We start from the raw sequence: 18,056 nt of genomic DNA on the forward strand, positions 1-18,056 counted from the left end.
CGCAAAGTTTTCTTTATTTCTCGCAGATTTGGCAGATTGAGCAGATTATATTTTTAAATATGAAAAAAATCTGTTAAATCTGCTAAATCTGCGAGAGACAAATTCCTTTAATCACAATAATCTGTGGCTCAAAAATAAAATCCTTTGCGACTCTGCGACTTTGCGAGATTATAAAAGACAATGCTTTGCGAACTTAAAAACACAATCTAAAGCAAAAAACTTAACTCCCGATTGCTATCGGGATTACGGTAAAAAACTACAGCAGGGCAGACATTTCAGCAATCAAAGCCTGCATTAACTCGCTTGCTTTATGGTATTTTAAGTTGCTTGTATTCTGTCCCGACCAAAAACTAACCATATCAGTTCTTCCTTGCGCGAGTGCGGCTACTTTTAAAGGTGCAATTAATTTGGTCTGAAGCGGAAAAGGCAATACTTCAGTTTCAAAAGGAACAGCATCAGAAATGGTATTACTTATCATTCTACCCATTCTTCCTGTTAGTGATTTCGAAACTGTTGTTGGAGTGTTTGGGGTTAAAAAAAGCATTTCTTTGTGAATGGGAGCTGCGCCAGATTCATCGGTAACCATAAAAGCAGTTCCCAATTGCACAGCATCGGCACCTAAAGCCATAGCAGCTTTTATGCCTTTTGCATCAATAATTCCGCCTGCAGCAATAATTGGCGTTTTGGTTTTAGCTTTTAATTGTTGTACAAGGGTAAATAATCCTGTAAAAGAATCTTGTGCAGGTTTTAGGAAAGATGGTCTATGGCCGCCAGCTTCAAATCCTGCGGCAATAATAGCATCGACTTCGGCATCTTCTAGTGCAAGCGCTTCTTCTAAAGTGGTTGCAGCTCCGATAGTTTTTATTCCCAACTTTCGGCTTTCTAGAAGTATTTCTTTCGACGGAATTCCGAAAATGAAACTAAAAACGGCTGGTTTGAGTTCGAATAAAACTTCAACTTGTTTTTCAAATTTAGAAGGAATATCAGAAGATAAATCGGGAAGCGGAATCCCTAATTCATCAAAATAAGGTTTAAAAAGCAGTTTTATCTTTTCTAGTTTTTCTGAAGGATAATTTAAAAGGCTTTTATCGACATCATTAACCCATAAATTGATATTATAAGGTTTAGAAGTAGCGAGTTTGATTTCTTTTCCAGCTTCACGAATTTCTTCTGGCGTGAGCGTATAAGCACCGTAACTGCCCAATCCTCCCGCATTGCTTACAGAAGCCAAAAGAGCGGCAGTTGAAAAACCACCGCCCATTGGACCTTGTAAAATTGGATACTCAATGCCTAGTAACTGTGTTATTTTGGTTGAATTCCACATTGTATTTTAATTTACTTTAGTTGCTAATTTATTACTGATAACCCATTTGCCATCAACAACGATAAGGCTTAAGAAGTCATAATAATTATACTCGAATATCGGAACCTGAACTTTCGCGACAGCGGTATTATTGATAATTTCTAAAGATAGGATTTTCATTTTGAATTCTTCTCCCAATTCCTGTGGACTTTTACGGTTTTTTACACCTTCCAAATATTGATTTACGGTTTTAAAATGGGTTTCTCCATTAAGATCAAAACCAATAATCGCTTCTTGATGAAATACACTTTGAAGTAGAGGAACATCACCATTATAAATTCCGTTAAAATAATTCATAAGTACAGCCGTAATTAAAGCTGCATTTGTGCTAAAATTTTCCATGATTTTAACTTTTGAAGTTATCAAATGCTATGGCCAGCAACGTGACCGCCATCTAAATTAATGATTTCTCCCGTTACAAAATTGCTTTCAGCCAAATAAAGAGCCAGTTGCGCCACATCATCGGTTTCTCCAATGCGGTTTAATAAATGCAGCCCAGCCAAACTATCAGCATTGTCTACGCCAGTTTTAGCCTGAAGCGGACTTCTAATTATTCCTGGGGCAATGGCATTTACGCGAATATTGTTTTTTCCGAATTCAGCAGCCAGCTGTCTGGTAAAAGCATGAATGCCGCCTTTGCTTGAAATTGGTGCTGTAGCAGGAAATCCATCAATAGCATGGTCAACCAAAACGGTTCCGATATTAATAATAGATCCTTCTCCTTGTTGCAGCATTTGTCTAACAGCTGCCTGACTTGTAAAATAAGTTCCTTTTAAATTAATGTTTAAAAAACGATCCAAGTCCTTTTCTTCTACATCTAAGAAAGATTGTGGCTGAAAAATTCCCGCATTATTGATTAAAACGTCAACGCTTCCAAAGCGTTCTAAGGCCGTTTCGACTAATTTTTTCCCGGTAGCAATAAGGCTTACATCGCCATGCACCATCGCTAATCGGTTCGTATGACCTAATTCTTGATATGTGTTTTCAAGGTTTTGTAAATTTGCGGAGTTGATCACCACATTATACCCTTTTTCTAAAAATAATTGTGCTGTTGTTTTACCAATGCCTGTAGAAGCACCGGTTATGATAATTGTTTTCATTTTTTCTAATTTTAAAGAGATTATTTCTTTTGTGCCGTAATGCCTTTTTCTCGCAATACTGAAACTTGTTCGCCTGCAAATCCCCAATCATCCAATTCTATTTCCTGAATTACGATGTGTGTAAGGCTAGGGTCTTTGTCCAAAACATCTGTTATTAATTGTGTAATTCCAGATATTAGCTTTTGCTTTTGTTCTCTTGTAACGCCTTCACGAGTTACTTCAATTTTTACATATGGCATGATTTCTAGATATTAAGCAAGTTTTGCTGTTAGGTTAAAATCCAATTCAAAATCGTTGTAGATTAAAGTGTCGCCAAGATTAGTGAAGAAGTTTCCAGAACGGAATTTCATGTCATATTTGGTACGGTCAATGATGATTTTGCCCGTAGCTTTCAAGTCGCTATCGTTTCTTTTTACTTCAAGATTAAAACCAATTGGATGTGTAATGGCTTTAATCGTAAGATTGCCTTCAATAAAATAATTTGAAGAAGATTGTTTAGAAACAGCTGTAATGTCTAAAGCTGCTGTTTGGAATTTGTCTGTAGAAAAGAAATCATCTGAAGCCAAATGTCCGGCAAATTGCTGATTTGTTGCAGGATCTGTGACGTCAAGAATTACGATAGAAGTGGTGTCAATTACAACATTTCCTCCAGTCAGTTCGTCATTAGAAAAAGTAAAAGTGCCTTCTTGAATATTAATTGTTCCATTGTGCTGTCCAGTAACTTTTTTTCCTATCCAGTTTACTTGACTTTCAGTATTCGAAATTTTAAAATTTTTAGTTTCCATTATTCTGTATTTTAAATTGTTATTAATTTATAATACAAAGTAATGGCGGTATTCAAAATTGATTACGTGATGTAGATCACATTCGTTAGTGTGGTTTAGAAGCGTTGTACAATCGGCTTAAAGTTTCTCTTGAAACACCAAGATAAGCAGCAATTAAATGTTTGGGAACAGCATTGTATAGGGCAGGATAGAGAGCCAGCAGTTCTTCGTATCTCGTTTTCGTATCATTATTCATAAAAGAAAGCAATCTTTTCTGAGAAGCCACATAACCGCGATTGGTTCTCCATCTAAAAAAATGCTCCACTTCGTGTATTTCTCTGCAGAGTTTTTCTCGGTCGTCATTTGAAAGAGAGAGAATTTCAACATCCGAAATGCAATCAACATTAATTGTTGCTTTGGTTTTGTTGTAAAGCGCCGCATAATCTGACGCCCACCAAGTAGGCATGGCAAACTGCAGAATATACATTTTTACTTCATCATTAACATAAAAAGATTTTAAACAGCCCGAAATAACAAAATATTCTTTGTCAACATTCTGCCCTTCGCTAATAACAGTTTGCCCTTTCTTATAAGTTTCTGTTTTAAAATGCGAAAAGAAATACTCGAATTGTTCGTCGGTCAATGAAACAATTTTAGAAACATGTTCTTTTAAGAGAGATTTGGCGTCCATTCGCTAAGTTTTAATAATAAGTAAAAGTAATAAATATAAAAACTGACAGACTTGATTTTTCTTGTTTTTAAAGTAAGAAACCAAAAAATAAAGCCTGTTTTTTCGGGGATGAAATTTTACGGTTGGGTCGTAAAAAATGATTATTCGGTGATATAAAAAAGGTGTAAAGCGTTTATTTGGGCAATTTTGCAGAAAGCTTAATTACATAATTTATGATTTCACCTCTTACTATAATCGCCGCGACAAATTTTTCTGATATTGCAAATAACGCCGTTGCGTATGCTGCTGGTTTAGCCAAAGCTACTGGCGCAAAATTGGTTTTATTTAATTCATTTTCTCTGAGTGTGCATAGTGCCAACTCGCATATAACTGCAGATGCAATGCAGAAGCAGATTGACCGAGCAATTTCTAAGCTTGAAAATGTAGCGAAAGAAATAGCCGATTCATTTCAAATAGAAACAGCAGCAATTTGTACTTATTCTTTTTTAGAAGATGAGCTTCCGAGAATCATTAAGGAAACCAACGCTGATGCTGTCGTAATGGGAATGGCTGAGCGTTCTTTTGAGCAGGAATTATTAGGAAATTCAACGACAACAGCGATTAAAAACTTACAGATTCCGGTTTTGGCTGTTCCTCAGGCTGCCCGTTTTGTGAACATAAAAAAGGTATTATATGCTTGTGACAGCTTAAGTTTTTCGGCTATTAAGAAATTCAGCTGGATCAAAAATACTTTAGGAGGTTTTGGAGCAGAAATTGAGTTTTTTACTGTCGATGATAAATTGGATGATTTGAAAGAAGAGCAGCAGAGAATTTTGATGAATTCAAATATTGAAAAAGAATTTGAAGATGTAAAATATTTGTATAAAACGGTAAGATCGAATGCTGTTATTAACGAAATCAGGAAAGAAATTAAAAATTATGAGGCCGATCTGCTGATTATGGTGCCTCAAAAATACGGTTTTTGGGATTCTTTGGTTCACAGAAGCAAAACTAGAATTCTGGCAGCGGGTCTAGATATCCCATTATTGTCATTTCCGAATTATTAATGATTGATTTGATTTAAAATTAATGATATAAAAATTATAAAGTTTTTTTGAGGAAATAGTATCAAAATAAAATTTAACAGATATTTTTTGATTTTAGAGATTCTATAATTTTTGGAGCTAATTGTCGAATTTCAAAATTATATTTTAACATTTCGACCAGTTTTGTTAATTATTCTTAATAACCTGATGGTTTAAGATATTTTTAAATTAATTTTGTGGCACTCTAAAAACGTAATGCAAAGGTTTTTTTATCAGTACAGCAACAGCTAAAATTGGGAATTATCTGCAAACTGAAACCGCATAGTATGATTTTAAAAATAAGGTAAATTAAAGGTTCTATACAGAGTAATACCGAGAGAACACTTTGTATAGGTTTTTAATTTATTTTAATTGGATTTTGTATAATGTTCATAGTTTGTTAAGTTTTTTAAACACTATTTCTCAGTAAAAGTTATTGCCAACAGATTTAATCGGTTTTTAAGGAATGCTATATTGGTTTCCTGTGGTACCTCAAAGATTCTATTCCTATCATGAGCAGTCCAAAAAAAGAAAAAAAGTGTTAAGCGTTGGGTTCTAAGAGTACAAAGCTTAAAAAAAAATAAAAAACAATGAGCGCAGTAATTACAGCTATAGGTGGTTACGTACCATCATCAATTTTAACCAACAAAAAAATTTCAGAAACAGTTGATACATCGGAAGAATGGATCATCAAAAGAACTGGAATTAGAGAACGCAGAATCGCAGATGACGATACGGCAACATCTGATCTTGCCGCAGCTGCGATTGAAAACCTTATCGAAAATTATAATGTAGACCGTGAAGAAATAGAAGCTTTGTTAGTAGCAACAGCTACTCCGGATCACATTTTGGCACCAACAGCAAGTATTGTTTGCGATAAAAGCGGACTTACAAATGCTTTTGGAATTGACATGAATGCAGCCTGCAGCGGGTTTTTGTATGCGCTGGAAATGGGGGCAAACATGATTGAAAGCGGGCGTTATAAAAAATTAATCATCGTTGGAGCAGATAAAATGAGCTCAATCGTAGATTACGAAGACCGTAATACGTGTATTCTTTTCGGAGATGGAGCAGGAGCCATTTTATTAGAAAAAAGTGAATCTGATGCTGGTCTAATGAAAACAATCCTGAAAACGGACGGAAGTGGAGTTTCTTCTTTGGCTGTGCCAGCTGGAGGTTCTAGAAATCCAACGTCTATGCAGAGTCTTTTACATAGAACACACTATTTAAAACAAGATGGTGCTTTTGTATTTAAAAGAGCCGTTGCGGCCATGAGCCAGGTTTCGCAAGATGCTTTGGCAAAAAATGAATTAGAAGCAGACCAAATTGACTGGGTGGTTCCACATCAGGCTAATTTGAGAATTATTACTGCTGTTGGCGAAAGTTTAGGAATTGATTTCGAAAAAGTAAAAGTAAATATTGACCGTTACGGAAATACAACCTCTGCAACAGTTCCGTTGTGTTTATGGGATTTTAAAGATGATTTTAAAGAAGGACAGAATGTATTGATAACTACATTTGGAGCAGGATTTTCATGGGGAGCAACTTGCTTAAAATGGGGAGTTATGCGCGAGAGAAAATCAGCTGAAACTATTACAGCAACCACTAAGGCAGAAGCTGTTCTGGTAGAACACTAATGAGATAGGATTGGATTTTTTGAATGAATTAATGAGTAGAAAGAACCAAAATAAAAAATCAGGCAAGAATTTTTTCTATAAATATTACAGAGTTATAGTAATTCCAGCCGTTTTTTTGGTTTATCTTTCTTCTTATTATTGGCTCAATCCGTACCGAGATTTCGAACAACAAAGCCTGCTCGATTTAGATCAGACCTTTGATATCTTTATTATTTTAGTCTATTGCGCGATTTTGACAGAGCTCACACTTTTTGTGGGGCGAAAATTGAATTATTATATAAGATGGGAACAAAATCCGGCATTTAGGGCAATAGCACAGTTTATTTGTTTAATTGCCGGAAATAGTCTCTTAAATTTTATTTTTTCCAGTGTTTGGGATTATTTCTATCCATGTACAGCCTTAGAAGAAAATGATTTGGTTACCATTTGGCAGTCTAAAATTATGGCTGCAATTATTTCGCTTTTCATAAGTGCCATTCATACTGGAATATTTCTTCTAAACAGGTGGCGTTTAAAAGCTATAGAAACTGCTGAATTAAAAGTTAGAGCTTCTGAACTTCAAGAAGCGGTAACACGTTCAAAATTAGAATCTTTAAAGATGCAGTTAGATCCGCATTTTGTGTTCAATAATTTCAGCACTTTGACAGAATTGATTTATGAAGATCAGAAAGAAGCCGCTTCGTTCTTAGAAAATATAACGAGAGTATATCGTTATATGATTTCAAACTCAAATAAAGACACGATTACTGTAAAAGAGGAGATTGAATTTCTGAATGCCTATTTTTATTTGTTGAAGAAAAGATTGGGAGAAAAAATCGACTTAAAAATTGAAGTTGATTCGTCTTCTTTAGCTCTTCATTTGCCGCCTTTAACCTTGCAGTTATTGGTAGAAAATGCCGTAAAACACAATATGGCAACTTTAGCGAATCCGCTTACGATTTCTGTTTTTTCTGATTCTGGCGATATTGTTGTTCGAAATAATTTGCAAAGAACCGCTGGAAAAACGTTGGTTTCGACAGGAATTGGAAATAAAAACATTCAATTCCGTTATAAAATTTTATCTCAGAGAATGCCCATTTTCACTGAATCAAACGGTTATTATGACGTACGTCTGCCATTAATATAAGAGTTATGAAGATTTTAATTGTAGAAGATGAAAGCATTAACGCTAGCCGTTTAAAAAGGCTGTTGGAAGAGCTCGAACCCAACTGCGAAATTCTTGGCATTATTGATACAGTTGTAGATACTGTTGCATGGCTAAAATTGAATCCGCCTCCAGATCTCATTACAATGGACATCCGCTTAGCTGACGGACTAAGCTTTGCTATTTTTGACGAAATCGAAATCACTTGCCCTGTTATTTTTACGACAGCGTATAACGAATATGCGATTCGCGCTTTTAAGGTTAACAGCATCGATTATTTGATGAAACCTATAGAAAAAAACGAATTGGAGTTTGCCTTAAACAAATTTAAATCTTTAAATAAAAACGAAGCCAACGTTGCCAATATAGCTGGAATTCTAAAAGAACTGATTGAGAAACCTGTATTCAGAATGCGTTTTTTAGTAACCTATCGCGACGGCTACAAAAGCGTAGATGTCGCCGATATTGATTTTATATATTCTGAATTTAAAACCAGTAATTTATTCCTAAAATCGGGTGTAATTATTTCTATTCCGCAAACTATGGAAGAACTGGAACAAGAATTAGATCCAAATATTTTCTTCCGTGCCAACCGCCAGTTTTTCATTCGTGCAGAAAGCATTAAATCTATTGCCAACTACTTCAACGCAAAACTAAAAATCCAATTAAAACTTGATCCAGAACGCGAGGTAATCATAAGTCGCGAAAAAACGCCTTTCTTTAAACAGTGGATGGATCGCTGATTTTGAGATGCCATCCCAAGTCTTCGGGTTTAAAATATGTCACATCGATAGCGCGGATTTGCAATCCGTGCCCGCAACAGTGAGACATAATATAAATTATCAAATACAAGCTTAACACTAAATATGTTTTTTTGTATTTACAGAAAATTGACAATCTTTACGGGCACGGATTGCAAATCCGCGCTATCGGGATTCTAGGCAACTTTTTTTATAGTGTGTTCGTAGTAAGTGTTTAAAATTTAGCGATATCTCTTTTCGTATTAATTTCATCAGTAAGTGAACGAATTTCTGAAGTACTTTTTTCGCCCAATACATTTGCCAATTCCCAATAATCAATTTTTCCAATTAAGTGATAACAAATAAGCGTTTCCCTTACTTTTTGAAAATCATCTGAATTAATTAATTCAAAATCATATCTTTTTGATGTGCCGGATTCAAAATAGATAATTACAAAGTTATTCGTTCCATTTGAAAGCGCTGGTCCCAAATTTCCGCTTGAAATATGAGCCAATCTACCAACATAATCATCATTGGAGATTTGAATTTTTCGTATTCTTTCAATTGGATAAATCTCGTTGCCCACAGTTATTGATTCCTTTTCAAATGATAAGTAACCTTCAAATTTTCCGCGAAGTGGTTCAGTTTTATTTAAGTTATAGAATTTTAAAATTGCACCAAACATAAATGTGCCAACGGTAAACCAAATAAAAATTTCATCAATAAAGTTATGCTCTAGGTTAAGAACTTCTTGTTTAAAAAGCATAACTCCACAACAAAAAAATAGTATTGAATATGTAATAATTTCTGGGCTCCAATGAAATTTATTAGACTTTGTGTAGATTGAAAATTTTGGCATGCTTTTTTGTGTTAGAAACTAAATTGAGTTCGTTGCGTAATGTTTCTTATAGCAGGGGTTTTATTTAAATCCGAATAAATTCGTTTCATTAAAATCTATTATTCCTTTTCCACGTAGTATTTCTGTATACGCATCAATTCTCGTTGCTATTAATCGATCTCTATTAGATATTGACCACTCATTCATAATTCCAACTAATTTTGGTTCGCTAGTCAAGTCAAAATTATCAATATACCATAAGCCACATCCGCTAATTCCAAACAAATCAGGTCCATAGCATATTGATTTAGATTTTAGATTTGGTGTGTTTTGTCGATCGTATTCTACAATAATATTTAAAAAATCATTTCTGTTTAATTTCTTAAACTCGTTTGAATTCACACTTTTCGTGAATCCAATAAATGGGATGGAATGAAAACAATCTTGCAAGTATAATTTTTTTGACCAAGTACTAGGATATCCAAAAACTATGTAACTCATAAAATCAATTGAAGAATGATTAATCTCTAAATTTGAACTTTCGAGAAAGGAATAATCTTTGCTCAAATCTTTTACAGATTGGTTGTCTAAAATTAAAATTGCTACATCTAACTCATCACACTTTCTTTCTTTTTTTGGATGATTTTTAATAATATTTCCTCCTGGTTTTATTAATGTTTTGCCTTCTTCAATTGGTATAAATAATTCTTCAAAATCATCAAAAACATGAGCAGCGGAGAATAAAAAAAAATTATCTCCAATTTTTACAAAAACTCCTGTTCCATGTTGTTTATAAGAATTTAGATTTTTTAAAAGAGTGCATGTAAAATTTCTAATAAATGGGAGACTACTTATATATTTTTCGGCAATTTCTTTAATTCTTTCCATTATGAATTCAGAAGTAAGTTTTAATTATAGATGATATATAGTTATTTGTTAGTAAATTTAAATAGGTTTTTTCACAAATCAAAAGTCCATTTATCCCCCCAATAAAAAAGCCATCCCATTAAGGACAGCTTTTTCAAAATAGTTGTGTGTTTCGGGATCAAACCCAGTTTAGCTTTTCAATTAATTAATTTTAACCAAATGAGCTTCAATAGCAGCCCTTTGTGGTTCGTATTGAGCTGGAAGTTTTAAGTTTTGACCTAATTCTTCTAAGCTTTCGTCTACAGTAAATCCAGGATTATCAGTTGCAATTTCGAATAAAACTCCGCCCGGTTCTCTGAAATATAGAGAATGGAAATATTGTCTATCAATTTGGGGAGTGATCTGTAATCCGTAATCTTCGATTTTCTCTCTGAATTTCATCAAAATTTCATCATTTGGAACACGGAATGCTACGTGATGAATAGTTCCGTTTGCATTTAATCCACGTTTTTCCTCTGGTAATTCCACCAAGTCAACAATGGCAGCATTTTCTACAGCATCTGTTGCATAACGGTAGCGGTTTACTTCTTGATCGATTAATTTATAACCAAAAATGTCAGTTAAGATGGCAGCAGTTGCTTTGATGCTGTTTAAAGTCAAAGTAATGTTATGAAAACCTTTTGTTGCCACATCTGCTTTTACTTCATCTGTTTCCCAAGCTTTTCGGTTATCTTCTGTTTTAGATTCGATTAACTCTAATTTTAGTCCGTCTGGATCTAAAAAAGTCAAATATTTTTCTCCAAACTTTTCAGCTGGTTTATTGTAAATTACATTGTATTTCTCAAAACGTTTCTGCCAGAAATCCAAACTTCCTTTTGGAACAGAGTAACCAATTTCTGTTGCCATTCCAGAACCTTTTCTTCCTTGTTGGATTCCTTCTCCCCAAGGGAAAAAAGTTAGAATTGTTCCAGCGCTTCCTACTTCGTCGCCAAAGTAAAAATGGTATGTTCCAGGATCGTCAAAGTTTACTGTTTTTTTGATGAATCTTAGTCCTAAAACTTTTGAATAAAAGTCAAAATTAAGTTTAGCGTCACCTGCGATTGCAGTAATATGGTGTAAGCCTAATATTTTATTTTCCATGGTATTTGTTATATTAAATTGTTATTGATTTTTCTTTTACAAATTTACGTTCGTTATGCTTCTGGATCGATTAACCTAGATTAAGAAATGAAATACGGCACGTTTTTGATGTTTTTTAAAGAATAACCAAACCCTGTTCCATTTGAGTAAGTGCTTTATTATTAGGGTTTTTAAGAAAGAGCCAATTTGATATTACACGATATATCGTGATTTTGATAATGGAAAATGTATATTTAGAGAATCAATAAAAAGAAAAATCTTTAAGATTGAAATTTTTTCACGCTTTCGATAACTATCGGGATTAAAAGATTTAAGTAAAGGTTTATATTTTTTTTAAACACATAGAAACATAGCTTTTTAGATGTATAAAAGGCGTTTCACTTATTTAAATGCACATAGTTTTTCGCGCTTACTTTTGATTTTTTTCACGCTCCCAATAGCTATCAGGTTTAAAAGGTTTAAGCAGATTAAATTACTTAAAGTAAAACTTTGCGGCTCTGTGTCTTTGCGAGATTCTTTTTTAGTATTTGAAAAAAACTTTGTGTCTTAGCGCCTTCGTGGAAAAAAAAATCAATTTAATTCTTTATCCCGATAGCTATCGGGAGTGGCCCTTTTTAAATTACAATTTTATAAATATTGATTTTCGAAGCTTTGGTTCGATATTTTTAGTTTTGTGGCCTTTTCCAGTAGTATCTTCCACCAATAAAATTGAACCCGTCGGGAATGTTCTTTTTTCTCCCAGCGAAGTTTCGATTTCTACGCCTCCTTCCAGTAACACAATATACTGGCGGTCTGGCGCATTATGAAAATCGTAATCGTAAGACGGACTTACTTCTCTAAAAACAATAGATTTGACAGGCTCATCATCAGATAAAAATCCAATATCTCCATTGTTTTTCAACGGAACTTGAAACTCTTCAAAATGGCTTTCTCCGTTAGCATCGCTGTAAACACGAGTTATAGTAATCATTACTTTTTATTGAAAATCAATGCATTTGCACAATTTACTTCGTCCTGACTGATGGTGTGTCCCATATTTGGATAGATTTTTTTAGTAATGTCAGCACCCATTTTTTCCATAAGCGCTTCTGTATCATTCACTCTTTCTACAGGAACGTGGAAATCAGGATCGCTTGTTCCTATAAAAACAGGAGTATTTTCAAAATTTCCTGAATAATGATTTTCATACACCTTATCGCCAATTAGCCCACCTGTAAAAGCTACGATTCCGCCATATTTTGCGGCATTTCGGGTTGTAAATTCCAAAGCAAGACAAGCTCCTTGAGAAAAGCCCAAGAAATAAATATTCTCTTTTTCGATTCCGTTTTGCTGAATTGCAACAACAACCTGGTGGATAGCTTCTAATGATTTTGAAAATGAAGGTTCATTTTCGTTTAGGGGTGCCAAAAAAGAATACGGATACCAAGTTCTGTTTTCTGCCTGAGGCGCAACCAATGCAAAATCTTCTACTTTAAGATGTTTGGCGATAGAAAGAATATCATGCGCGCTTGCACCACGACCGTGAATCATGATGAGGGCTTTTTTGGCTTCATTTAAAGGAACACCATCTGTTAATATATCTATATTCATAGTTTTTTAATCTTTAATTTTTAGCCTAGAGATCAGAGTCTTTCATCTCCAATCTTTCGTCTTTAATCTTTCGTCTTTAATCTTTCGTCTTTTCAACGTTACTGCTTCCAAATATCTTCGTACTCATCTGGATGTCTTTTGAATTGCGCGTGAACATAAGGGCAAAGCGGTAAAACTTTTAAATTATTGGCACGAACGTATGCTACCATTTCTTCTAAAAGTTTCTTTGCATAACCTTTTCCTTCTGCTTCTGGTTCAACTCCAGTATGATAAACCGTCAACAAATCTGATTTAATGCTTACTGTCATTTCGCCTAGTTTTTTATCGTCGACATAGAGATTAAAAGCGCCGTGTTTTTTTTCGTCTAATTCTAATTTTATTGTTTCCATATTATTGGGTTCTATTTTGTTTTATTCCTATATCAGCAATTTCTTTTTTAGGAAAAGAGATAAAAACCATTCTTTAAAGATACTATATTATTGGCAAACTGCAATTCAAAAATGCGTGTTTACTGGCTGTCTCGGTGGTATAAATAGCAAATAATCATAGCAGTTCCAGGCAGAATTAAAGTGCCTAATCCGAAAAACTTTCCTGCAACGGCACCAAGAAAACATCCGATAAGAAATCCAATTATTGTAACTAATTGTTTTTTAAAACTTAAAAGTACTTCGGCATCTTTAAATCCGTTTTTTAATAGATTTCCGAGGTCAAGCGAAGCCTGAGTGACATTTCCTGTCATCATAGTTGTCGGGCCGTGCGTTTCTTTAGCGTAAAGTTTTCCAAAAGCATTCTGAAGCCCCATGGCAAATACAGTTGTCATGGCGATGGTATACATCGTCCATTCTTCGAAATTTTGCAGATAACCAAAGGCGTAGGATGCAATGCCGCTTAAAACCAGTATTATCCCTTCCCAAAATAAAATAGTGTAGCGATTTCTGGCTTTTAAAGCAATTCTTCCCCCTGTAATTACTGCGATAATAAAAATGGGAAAAGTTAGCAGTTTTATCCAAGCATGCAAGTCTGAACCTTTGATAATCTGGTAGGCAAATACGATAAAGTTTCCTGTAACATGCGCCGAAAATATCGAATCGGCTGCGACAAAGGTTACGGTATCGCAATACCCTGCTATTATGGTTAGAAGCAGGGTTACGTACCAAATATTGTTTTGTTTTATTTCCATAATTTCTTTTTAGTTTAAATGAGCGCGAAGCATCCACGCCATTTTTTCGTGATTTTCTACAAGACCTGTAATAAAATCGCTTGTCCCTGCATCTTGGAGATCATTCGCAATAAGATTGATGTTTTCTCGCAGATATATAATGATGCTTTCATGATCGAGAAGCAATTCTTTAATAAAACCATTACTGTCATTTTTCTCTTGTAATTCTTCGCTAAGATGTGTTAACGCTAAGAAATCTTTTAAAGTAGCTGGAGTATAATGGCCTAAAGAACGAATTCTTTCTGCAACAGTATCCACAATTTCATCGATCGCATCATATTGCTGTTCGAAGAAAATGTGCTTGTTGTAAAAATCAGGACCTTCAACGTTCCAATGTGCTCTTTTTGTTTTGGTGTAAAGTATAAATTCGTCTGCAAGAACTTTAGTTAAAATCTCTACGATTTTTGAAATGTTTTCTTGTTTGATTCCGATGTTTGCTTTCATTTTGAATTGGGTTTTAATAAGTTATTAATTATGAGTTATGAGTTTTGAGTTGTGGAGGAATCTAAATCAATAAACACATAGAAACATAGTTTTTCTCTTTGTTTTGAAAAGGAGAGGAAAGAAACTAGTTTCTAACACATAGATTTATTAACGCTTTGTGAGAACTTTGTCAAAGTTTTAAACTTTGACAAAGTTTGTAATGGAAAATATCTGCCCAATCTGTTTAATCTGCGAGAGAATAAAATATGCTATGTGTATTAATGCAAAGTGAAACGTCTTTTATTTGCTCCCAAAAAAATCTATGTTTCTATGTGTTAAAAAATATTTGCGTTTAAATTAATTGTTTAATAATGTTACTAAATAGTAATCTAGTGAATACGTTCCTGCGCCAAGGGCAAGAAGCAGTAATAAAGATAAAGTGTACATAAAAGGCACATCGCGCACTTCTAGCGAATCGTTTCGGTGAACCACAAAATAGCCAATTGCTGTGACACCAATTGTAGGTAAGACCGCGAGCCTTGTTCCAAACCCCAAAATGATGAAAAACGGGATGACAGTATCTGAAAATGTTGCTACCAAACCGTTTAGTTTTTCTGGCAGATGCAGCGGATTTGGAACATGTTCTTTTTGTCCGTTTTCGACTCTAAATTTTTTCATTCCGTGTACTCTGAATAATTCAATGGCAAGCAGAACTCTAAAAGCTAAAAGAGTTGCATTGTTGAATGATGTCCCTAAATCGGAATACAGGATTTGTTTTATAATATCAATCATTTTTTGAGATTTAAAAAGCAAAACAAGAACAGCCCAAAGCTCCCCAGAATGCATTATAATTATTAACAGGAACATTGCTCAATCGGGCAGCGTTGTGATTGTGTAAATGAACGTCGCAACTTCCGCTGCAGCTATGAATCTGCGAAGTCAGTTTTGGTTTTGCATCGGCTTTTGCATTTTTTTCAATTGCACTTTGCAAACCGCTCCTTACAGGGTATCCGTTATAAATATTTGTTGGTGACCAATCTGGAAGAATCGGAATGTGAGGAGGGGAGAAAGAAGAAAAATCTCCGTTTGCATACACAATTTTTCCGTCTACAATGGTTAAGTCAGCTTCGATTTTTTTAATGTCTTCGTCGTCAATTGCAAAATAATCTCGGTCTAAAACCACTAAATCGGCAAACATTCCAACTTTAATATCTCCTTTTTTTGTTTGTTCTTGCGAGAACCAAGCGCTTCCTCTGGTGTACAATTCCAAAGCCGTTTGTCTGTTCAATCTGGTTTCATTGTACAATTGCAAGCCTCCAACAGTTTTTCCAACCGTCATCCAATACATGGAAACCCACGGATTGTAACTGCTTACTCTTGTGGCGTCCGAACCTGCGCCAACAGGAACTTCCATTTCAATCATTTTTTTGATTGGAGGTGTGTTTTCTGCAGCTTTAGCTCCGTAACGATCTGTGTAATATTCTCCTTGATAAGCCATTCTGCTTTGAACAGCAATTCCGCCTCCTAAAGCTTTTACACGTTCGATGTTTCTTTCATCAATAGTTTCTGCGTGGTCAAAAATCCACGGAAGTCCGTTGAAAGGAATATCTTGGTTGATTTTTTCAAATACATTCAAGAATCTGGTAATGCTTTCGTTATAAGTCGCATGCAGTCTAAACGGCCAACGGTTTTCTACCAGAAGACGAACCACTTTTTCTAATTCGGCTTCCATGTTTTCTGGAAGATCGGGTCTTGGCTGTAGAAAATCTTCAAAATCAGCAGCAGAGAAAACCAACATTTCACCAGCGCCATTGTGGCGGTACATATCATTTCCTTGATATAATTTTACGGTATCAATCCAATCTGAAAAATCTTCAAATTCATGTTTTGGCTTTTGTGTGAAAAGATTGTAGGCAATTCGCACTGTCAATTGGTTCTTTTCATTCAATTCATTCACCACTTTATAATCGTCTGGAAAATTCTGAAATCCGCCGCCAGCATCGATCACACTGGTGATTCCGAAACGATTTAATTCTTTCATAAAATGACGTGTCGAGTTAAGCTGATGCTCATAAGAAAGAGTAGGGCCTTTAGCCAAAGTCGAATACAAAATCATCGCATTTGGTGTTGCAATAATAAGTCCTGTTGGCTCTCCGTTTGAGTCGCGCTCAATATGTCCGCCTGGAGGCGCAGGCGTATTTTTGTTATATCCAACAGCTCTCAGTGCCGCTCTGTTCATAATCGCTCTATCGTACAAATGCAGAATAAAAACAGGAGTATCTGGCGCAATAGCGTTGATTTCTTCTAAAGTTGGCATTCTGCGTTCAGCAAATTGAAATTCAGACCAACCGCCCACTACACGTACCCATTGCGGATTTGGAGTGCGATCAACTTGCTCTTTTAGCATTCGAAGCGCATCGGCTAGAGACGGAACTCCATCCCAGCGTAATTCTAAATTATAGTTTAATCCGCCACGAATAAGGTGAATGTGCGAATCGTTGATTCCTGGAACAGCTCTCTTATTCTGAAGGTCGATTATTTTGGTTTCTTCAGAAGCAAACTGCATGATATCGCTGTCATTTCCAACGCCAATAAATTTTCCGTTTTTAATCGCGACTGCTGTTATATTTGGAGTTTCTGGATTGAAACTATGAATTTTTCCGTTGAATAAAATTAAATCTGCTTTCATAATTAAATTATTTAGAGTAGAGCCTCGGATAGGTATATAGGTTTAAATGAACTCTTTAGATTAGTGTTTCAACATAGTATGTGCATATTGAATGCCTATTCCATAAGAACCGCCATATTTTTTCATTAAAGAAGTTACAGGACCATAAGTAGCTTCTCGCGCCCAGTCTCTTTGAAGTTCTAATAAATATTGGATAGAAGTTATAGGAATTGCACCAGCTTGTACCATTCTCTGTACGGCACGTTCGTGAGCTTCTTTGCTTACGTCGCCACAGGCATCTGTAATAATGTAAACTTCGTATCCCTCTTCAATAGCAGATAAAGCAGGCCCAACAATACAAACGCTTGTCCATAATCCAGCAAGAACTATTTTCTTTTTATTTTTTGCTACAATAGCTTTATAGGCATTTTCGTCTTCCCAAGTATTCATTGTTGTTCTGTCAATATATCCAGAAGTAGCGATTGGATAAAATTCTTCAACCTCAGGAAAAACAGGACCCGAGAAGCTTTCTTCTGCAACTGTAGTTACCACTGTTGACACATTAAATATTTTTGATGCTCCAGAAACGATTGCCACATTTGTACGCAATTCGTGTACAGGAAGATTGCTTGTTGCAAAAGCCATTTGACCTTCAAAATCGATTAATACTAAGGCGTGATTGTCTGGTGTCAATAAGTTAGATGATGGTTTCATGATGTTTATTTTTTAGATTTTATAATTAGTCAATAGAGTATTTAATTTTCGAGAGAACTAGCGATATATCGTTATTCTTACGATAGGCTGTTAT

21 protein-coding genes are annotated in these 18,056 nt (G+C 35.0%); 4 read left to right on the forward strand and 17 right to left on the reverse strand.

What is annotated here, in order from left to right; all coding sequences use genetic code 11:
* Positions 1 to 256: 256 nt before the first annotated feature.
* The 6 genes from FF52_RS04825 to FF52_RS04850 all read right to left on the reverse strand — a co-directional run bounded on the left by FF52_RS04825 (position 257) and on the right by FF52_RS04850 (position 3,918).
* Positions 257 to 1,324, reverse strand: coding sequence for an NAD(P)H-dependent flavin oxidoreductase (locus FF52_RS04825; RefSeq protein WP_008463448.1), 1,068 nt, complete (start codon positions 1,322 to 1,324; stop codon positions 257 to 259).
* A gap of 6 nt (positions 1,325 to 1,330) precedes the next feature.
* On the reverse strand, positions 1,331 to 1,705 hold the full coding sequence (locus tag FF52_RS04830; protein ID WP_008463450.1) for a nuclear transport factor 2 family protein: 375 nt from the start codon (positions 1,703 to 1,705) through the stop codon (positions 1,331 to 1,333).
* A gap of 20 nt (positions 1,706 to 1,725) precedes the next feature.
* The gene (locus FF52_RS04835) at positions 1,726 to 2,463 is read right to left on the reverse strand and encodes an SDR family NAD(P)-dependent oxidoreductase (protein ID WP_008463452.1); all 738 of its coding nucleotides are present in this window, start codon (positions 2,461 to 2,463) and stop codon (positions 1,726 to 1,728) included.
* A gap of 20 nt (positions 2,464 to 2,483) precedes the next feature.
* Positions 2,484 to 2,702 (reverse strand): tautomerase family protein, encoded by a 219-nt coding sequence (locus FF52_RS04840; protein ID WP_008463454.1) that lies wholly within the window; start codon positions 2,700 to 2,702, stop codon positions 2,484 to 2,486.
* A gap of 12 nt (positions 2,703 to 2,714) precedes the next feature.
* Complete coding sequence (locus FF52_RS04845) at positions 2,715 to 3,248, reverse strand: YceI family protein (RefSeq protein WP_008463456.1); 534 nt, start codon at positions 3,246 to 3,248, stop codon at positions 2,715 to 2,717.
* A gap of 85 nt (positions 3,249 to 3,333) precedes the next feature.
* On the reverse strand, positions 3,334 to 3,918 hold the full coding sequence (locus FF52_RS04850) for a Crp/Fnr family transcriptional regulator (protein ID WP_008463458.1): 585 nt from the start codon (positions 3,916 to 3,918) through the stop codon (positions 3,334 to 3,336).
* 212 nt (positions 3,919 to 4,130) lie between these two features.
* On the opposite strand from FF52_RS04850, the gene FF52_RS04855 reads away from it, so the two are divergent.
* From FF52_RS04855 to FF52_RS04870, 4 genes are all read left to right on the forward strand, one after another.
* Positions 4,131 to 4,964, forward strand: coding sequence for a universal stress protein (locus FF52_RS04855; protein WP_008463460.1), 834 nt, complete (start codon positions 4,131 to 4,133; stop codon positions 4,962 to 4,964).
* 608 nt (positions 4,965 to 5,572) lie between these two features.
* On the forward strand, positions 5,573 to 6,619 hold the full coding sequence (locus FF52_RS04860; protein ID WP_008463462.1) for a beta-ketoacyl-ACP synthase III: 1,047 nt from the start codon (positions 5,573 to 5,575) through the stop codon (positions 6,617 to 6,619).
* A 31-nt stretch (positions 6,620 to 6,650) separates the two neighbouring features.
* Positions 6,651 to 7,745 carry a sensor histidine kinase gene (locus FF52_RS04865; RefSeq protein WP_008463463.1) on the forward strand — a complete coding sequence of 365 codons (1,095 nt, stop codon included), beginning with the start codon at positions 6,651 to 6,653 and terminating at the stop codon, positions 7,743 to 7,745.
* A 5-nt stretch (positions 7,746 to 7,750) separates the two neighbouring features.
* Positions 7,751 to 8,506, forward strand: a complete 756-nt coding sequence (locus tag FF52_RS04870) for a LytR/AlgR family response regulator transcription factor (RefSeq protein ID WP_008463464.1) — start codon at positions 7,751 to 7,753, stop codon at positions 8,504 to 8,506.
* Between the two features lie 232 nt (positions 8,507 to 8,738).
* On the opposite strand, the gene FF52_RS04875 is transcribed toward FF52_RS04870, so the two are convergent.
* The 11 genes from FF52_RS04875 to FF52_RS04925 all read right to left on the reverse strand — a co-directional run bounded on the left by FF52_RS04875 (position 8,739) and on the right by FF52_RS04925 (position 17,962).
* Complete coding sequence (locus FF52_RS04875; RefSeq protein WP_008463465.1) at positions 8,739 to 9,362, reverse strand: hypothetical protein; 624 nt, start codon at positions 9,360 to 9,362, stop codon at positions 8,739 to 8,741.
* 60 nt (positions 9,363 to 9,422) lie between these two features.
* Positions 9,423 to 10,229 (reverse strand): hypothetical protein, encoded by an 807-nt coding sequence (locus FF52_RS04880; RefSeq protein WP_008463466.1) that lies wholly within the window; start codon positions 10,227 to 10,229, stop codon positions 9,423 to 9,425.
* 180 nt (positions 10,230 to 10,409) lie between these two features.
* The gene (locus FF52_RS04885; RefSeq protein WP_008463467.1) at positions 10,410 to 11,348 is read right to left on the reverse strand and encodes a ring-cleaving dioxygenase; all 939 of its coding nucleotides are present in this window, start codon (positions 11,346 to 11,348) and stop codon (positions 10,410 to 10,412) included.
* 619 nt (positions 11,349 to 11,967) lie between these two features.
* Complete coding sequence (locus tag FF52_RS04890) at positions 11,968 to 12,318, reverse strand: hypothetical protein (RefSeq protein ID WP_008463469.1); 351 nt, start codon at positions 12,316 to 12,318, stop codon at positions 11,968 to 11,970.
* Complete coding sequence (locus FF52_RS04895) at positions 12,318 to 12,938, reverse strand: alpha/beta hydrolase (RefSeq protein ID WP_008463471.1); 621 nt, start codon at positions 12,936 to 12,938, stop codon at positions 12,318 to 12,320. Before FF52_RS04895 ends, FF52_RS04890 begins: the two co-directional genes overlap by 1 nt.
* A gap of 98 nt (positions 12,939 to 13,036) precedes the next feature.
* Positions 13,037 to 13,327, reverse strand: coding sequence for a GNAT family N-acetyltransferase (locus FF52_RS04900; RefSeq protein ID WP_008463473.1), 291 nt, complete (start codon positions 13,325 to 13,327; stop codon positions 13,037 to 13,039).
* A 119-nt stretch (positions 13,328 to 13,446) separates the two neighbouring features.
* A complete protein-coding gene (locus tag FF52_RS04905) occupies positions 13,447 to 14,118 on the reverse strand; it encodes a YoaK family protein (RefSeq protein WP_008463475.1) in 672 nt (223 codons plus the stop codon).
* A gap of 9 nt (positions 14,119 to 14,127) precedes the next feature.
* Positions 14,128 to 14,601, reverse strand: coding sequence for a Dps family protein (locus FF52_RS04910; protein WP_008463478.1), 474 nt, complete (start codon positions 14,599 to 14,601; stop codon positions 14,128 to 14,130).
* 336 nt (positions 14,602 to 14,937) lie between these two features.
* Positions 14,938 to 15,372: a DoxX family protein gene (locus FF52_RS04915; RefSeq protein WP_035690904.1), complete on the reverse strand. Its 435-nt coding sequence runs from the start codon at positions 15,370 to 15,372 to the stop codon at positions 14,938 to 14,940.
* Between the two features lie 10 nt (positions 15,373 to 15,382).
* Positions 15,383 to 17,269, reverse strand: a complete 1,887-nt coding sequence (locus tag FF52_RS04920) for an amidohydrolase (protein WP_008463481.1) — start codon at positions 17,267 to 17,269, stop codon at positions 15,383 to 15,385.
* Positions 17,270 to 17,329: 60 nt separating this feature from the next.
* Complete coding sequence (locus tag FF52_RS04925) at positions 17,330 to 17,962, reverse strand: hydrolase (RefSeq protein ID WP_008463483.1); 633 nt, start codon at positions 17,960 to 17,962, stop codon at positions 17,330 to 17,332.
* Positions 17,963 to 18,056: the final 94 nt, after the last annotated feature.

Origin of the sequence: Flavobacterium sp. F52, assembly GCF_000278705.1 — a bacterium.
GTDB lineage: Bacteria > Bacteroidota > Bacteroidia > Flavobacteriales > Flavobacteriaceae > Flavobacterium > Flavobacterium anhuiense.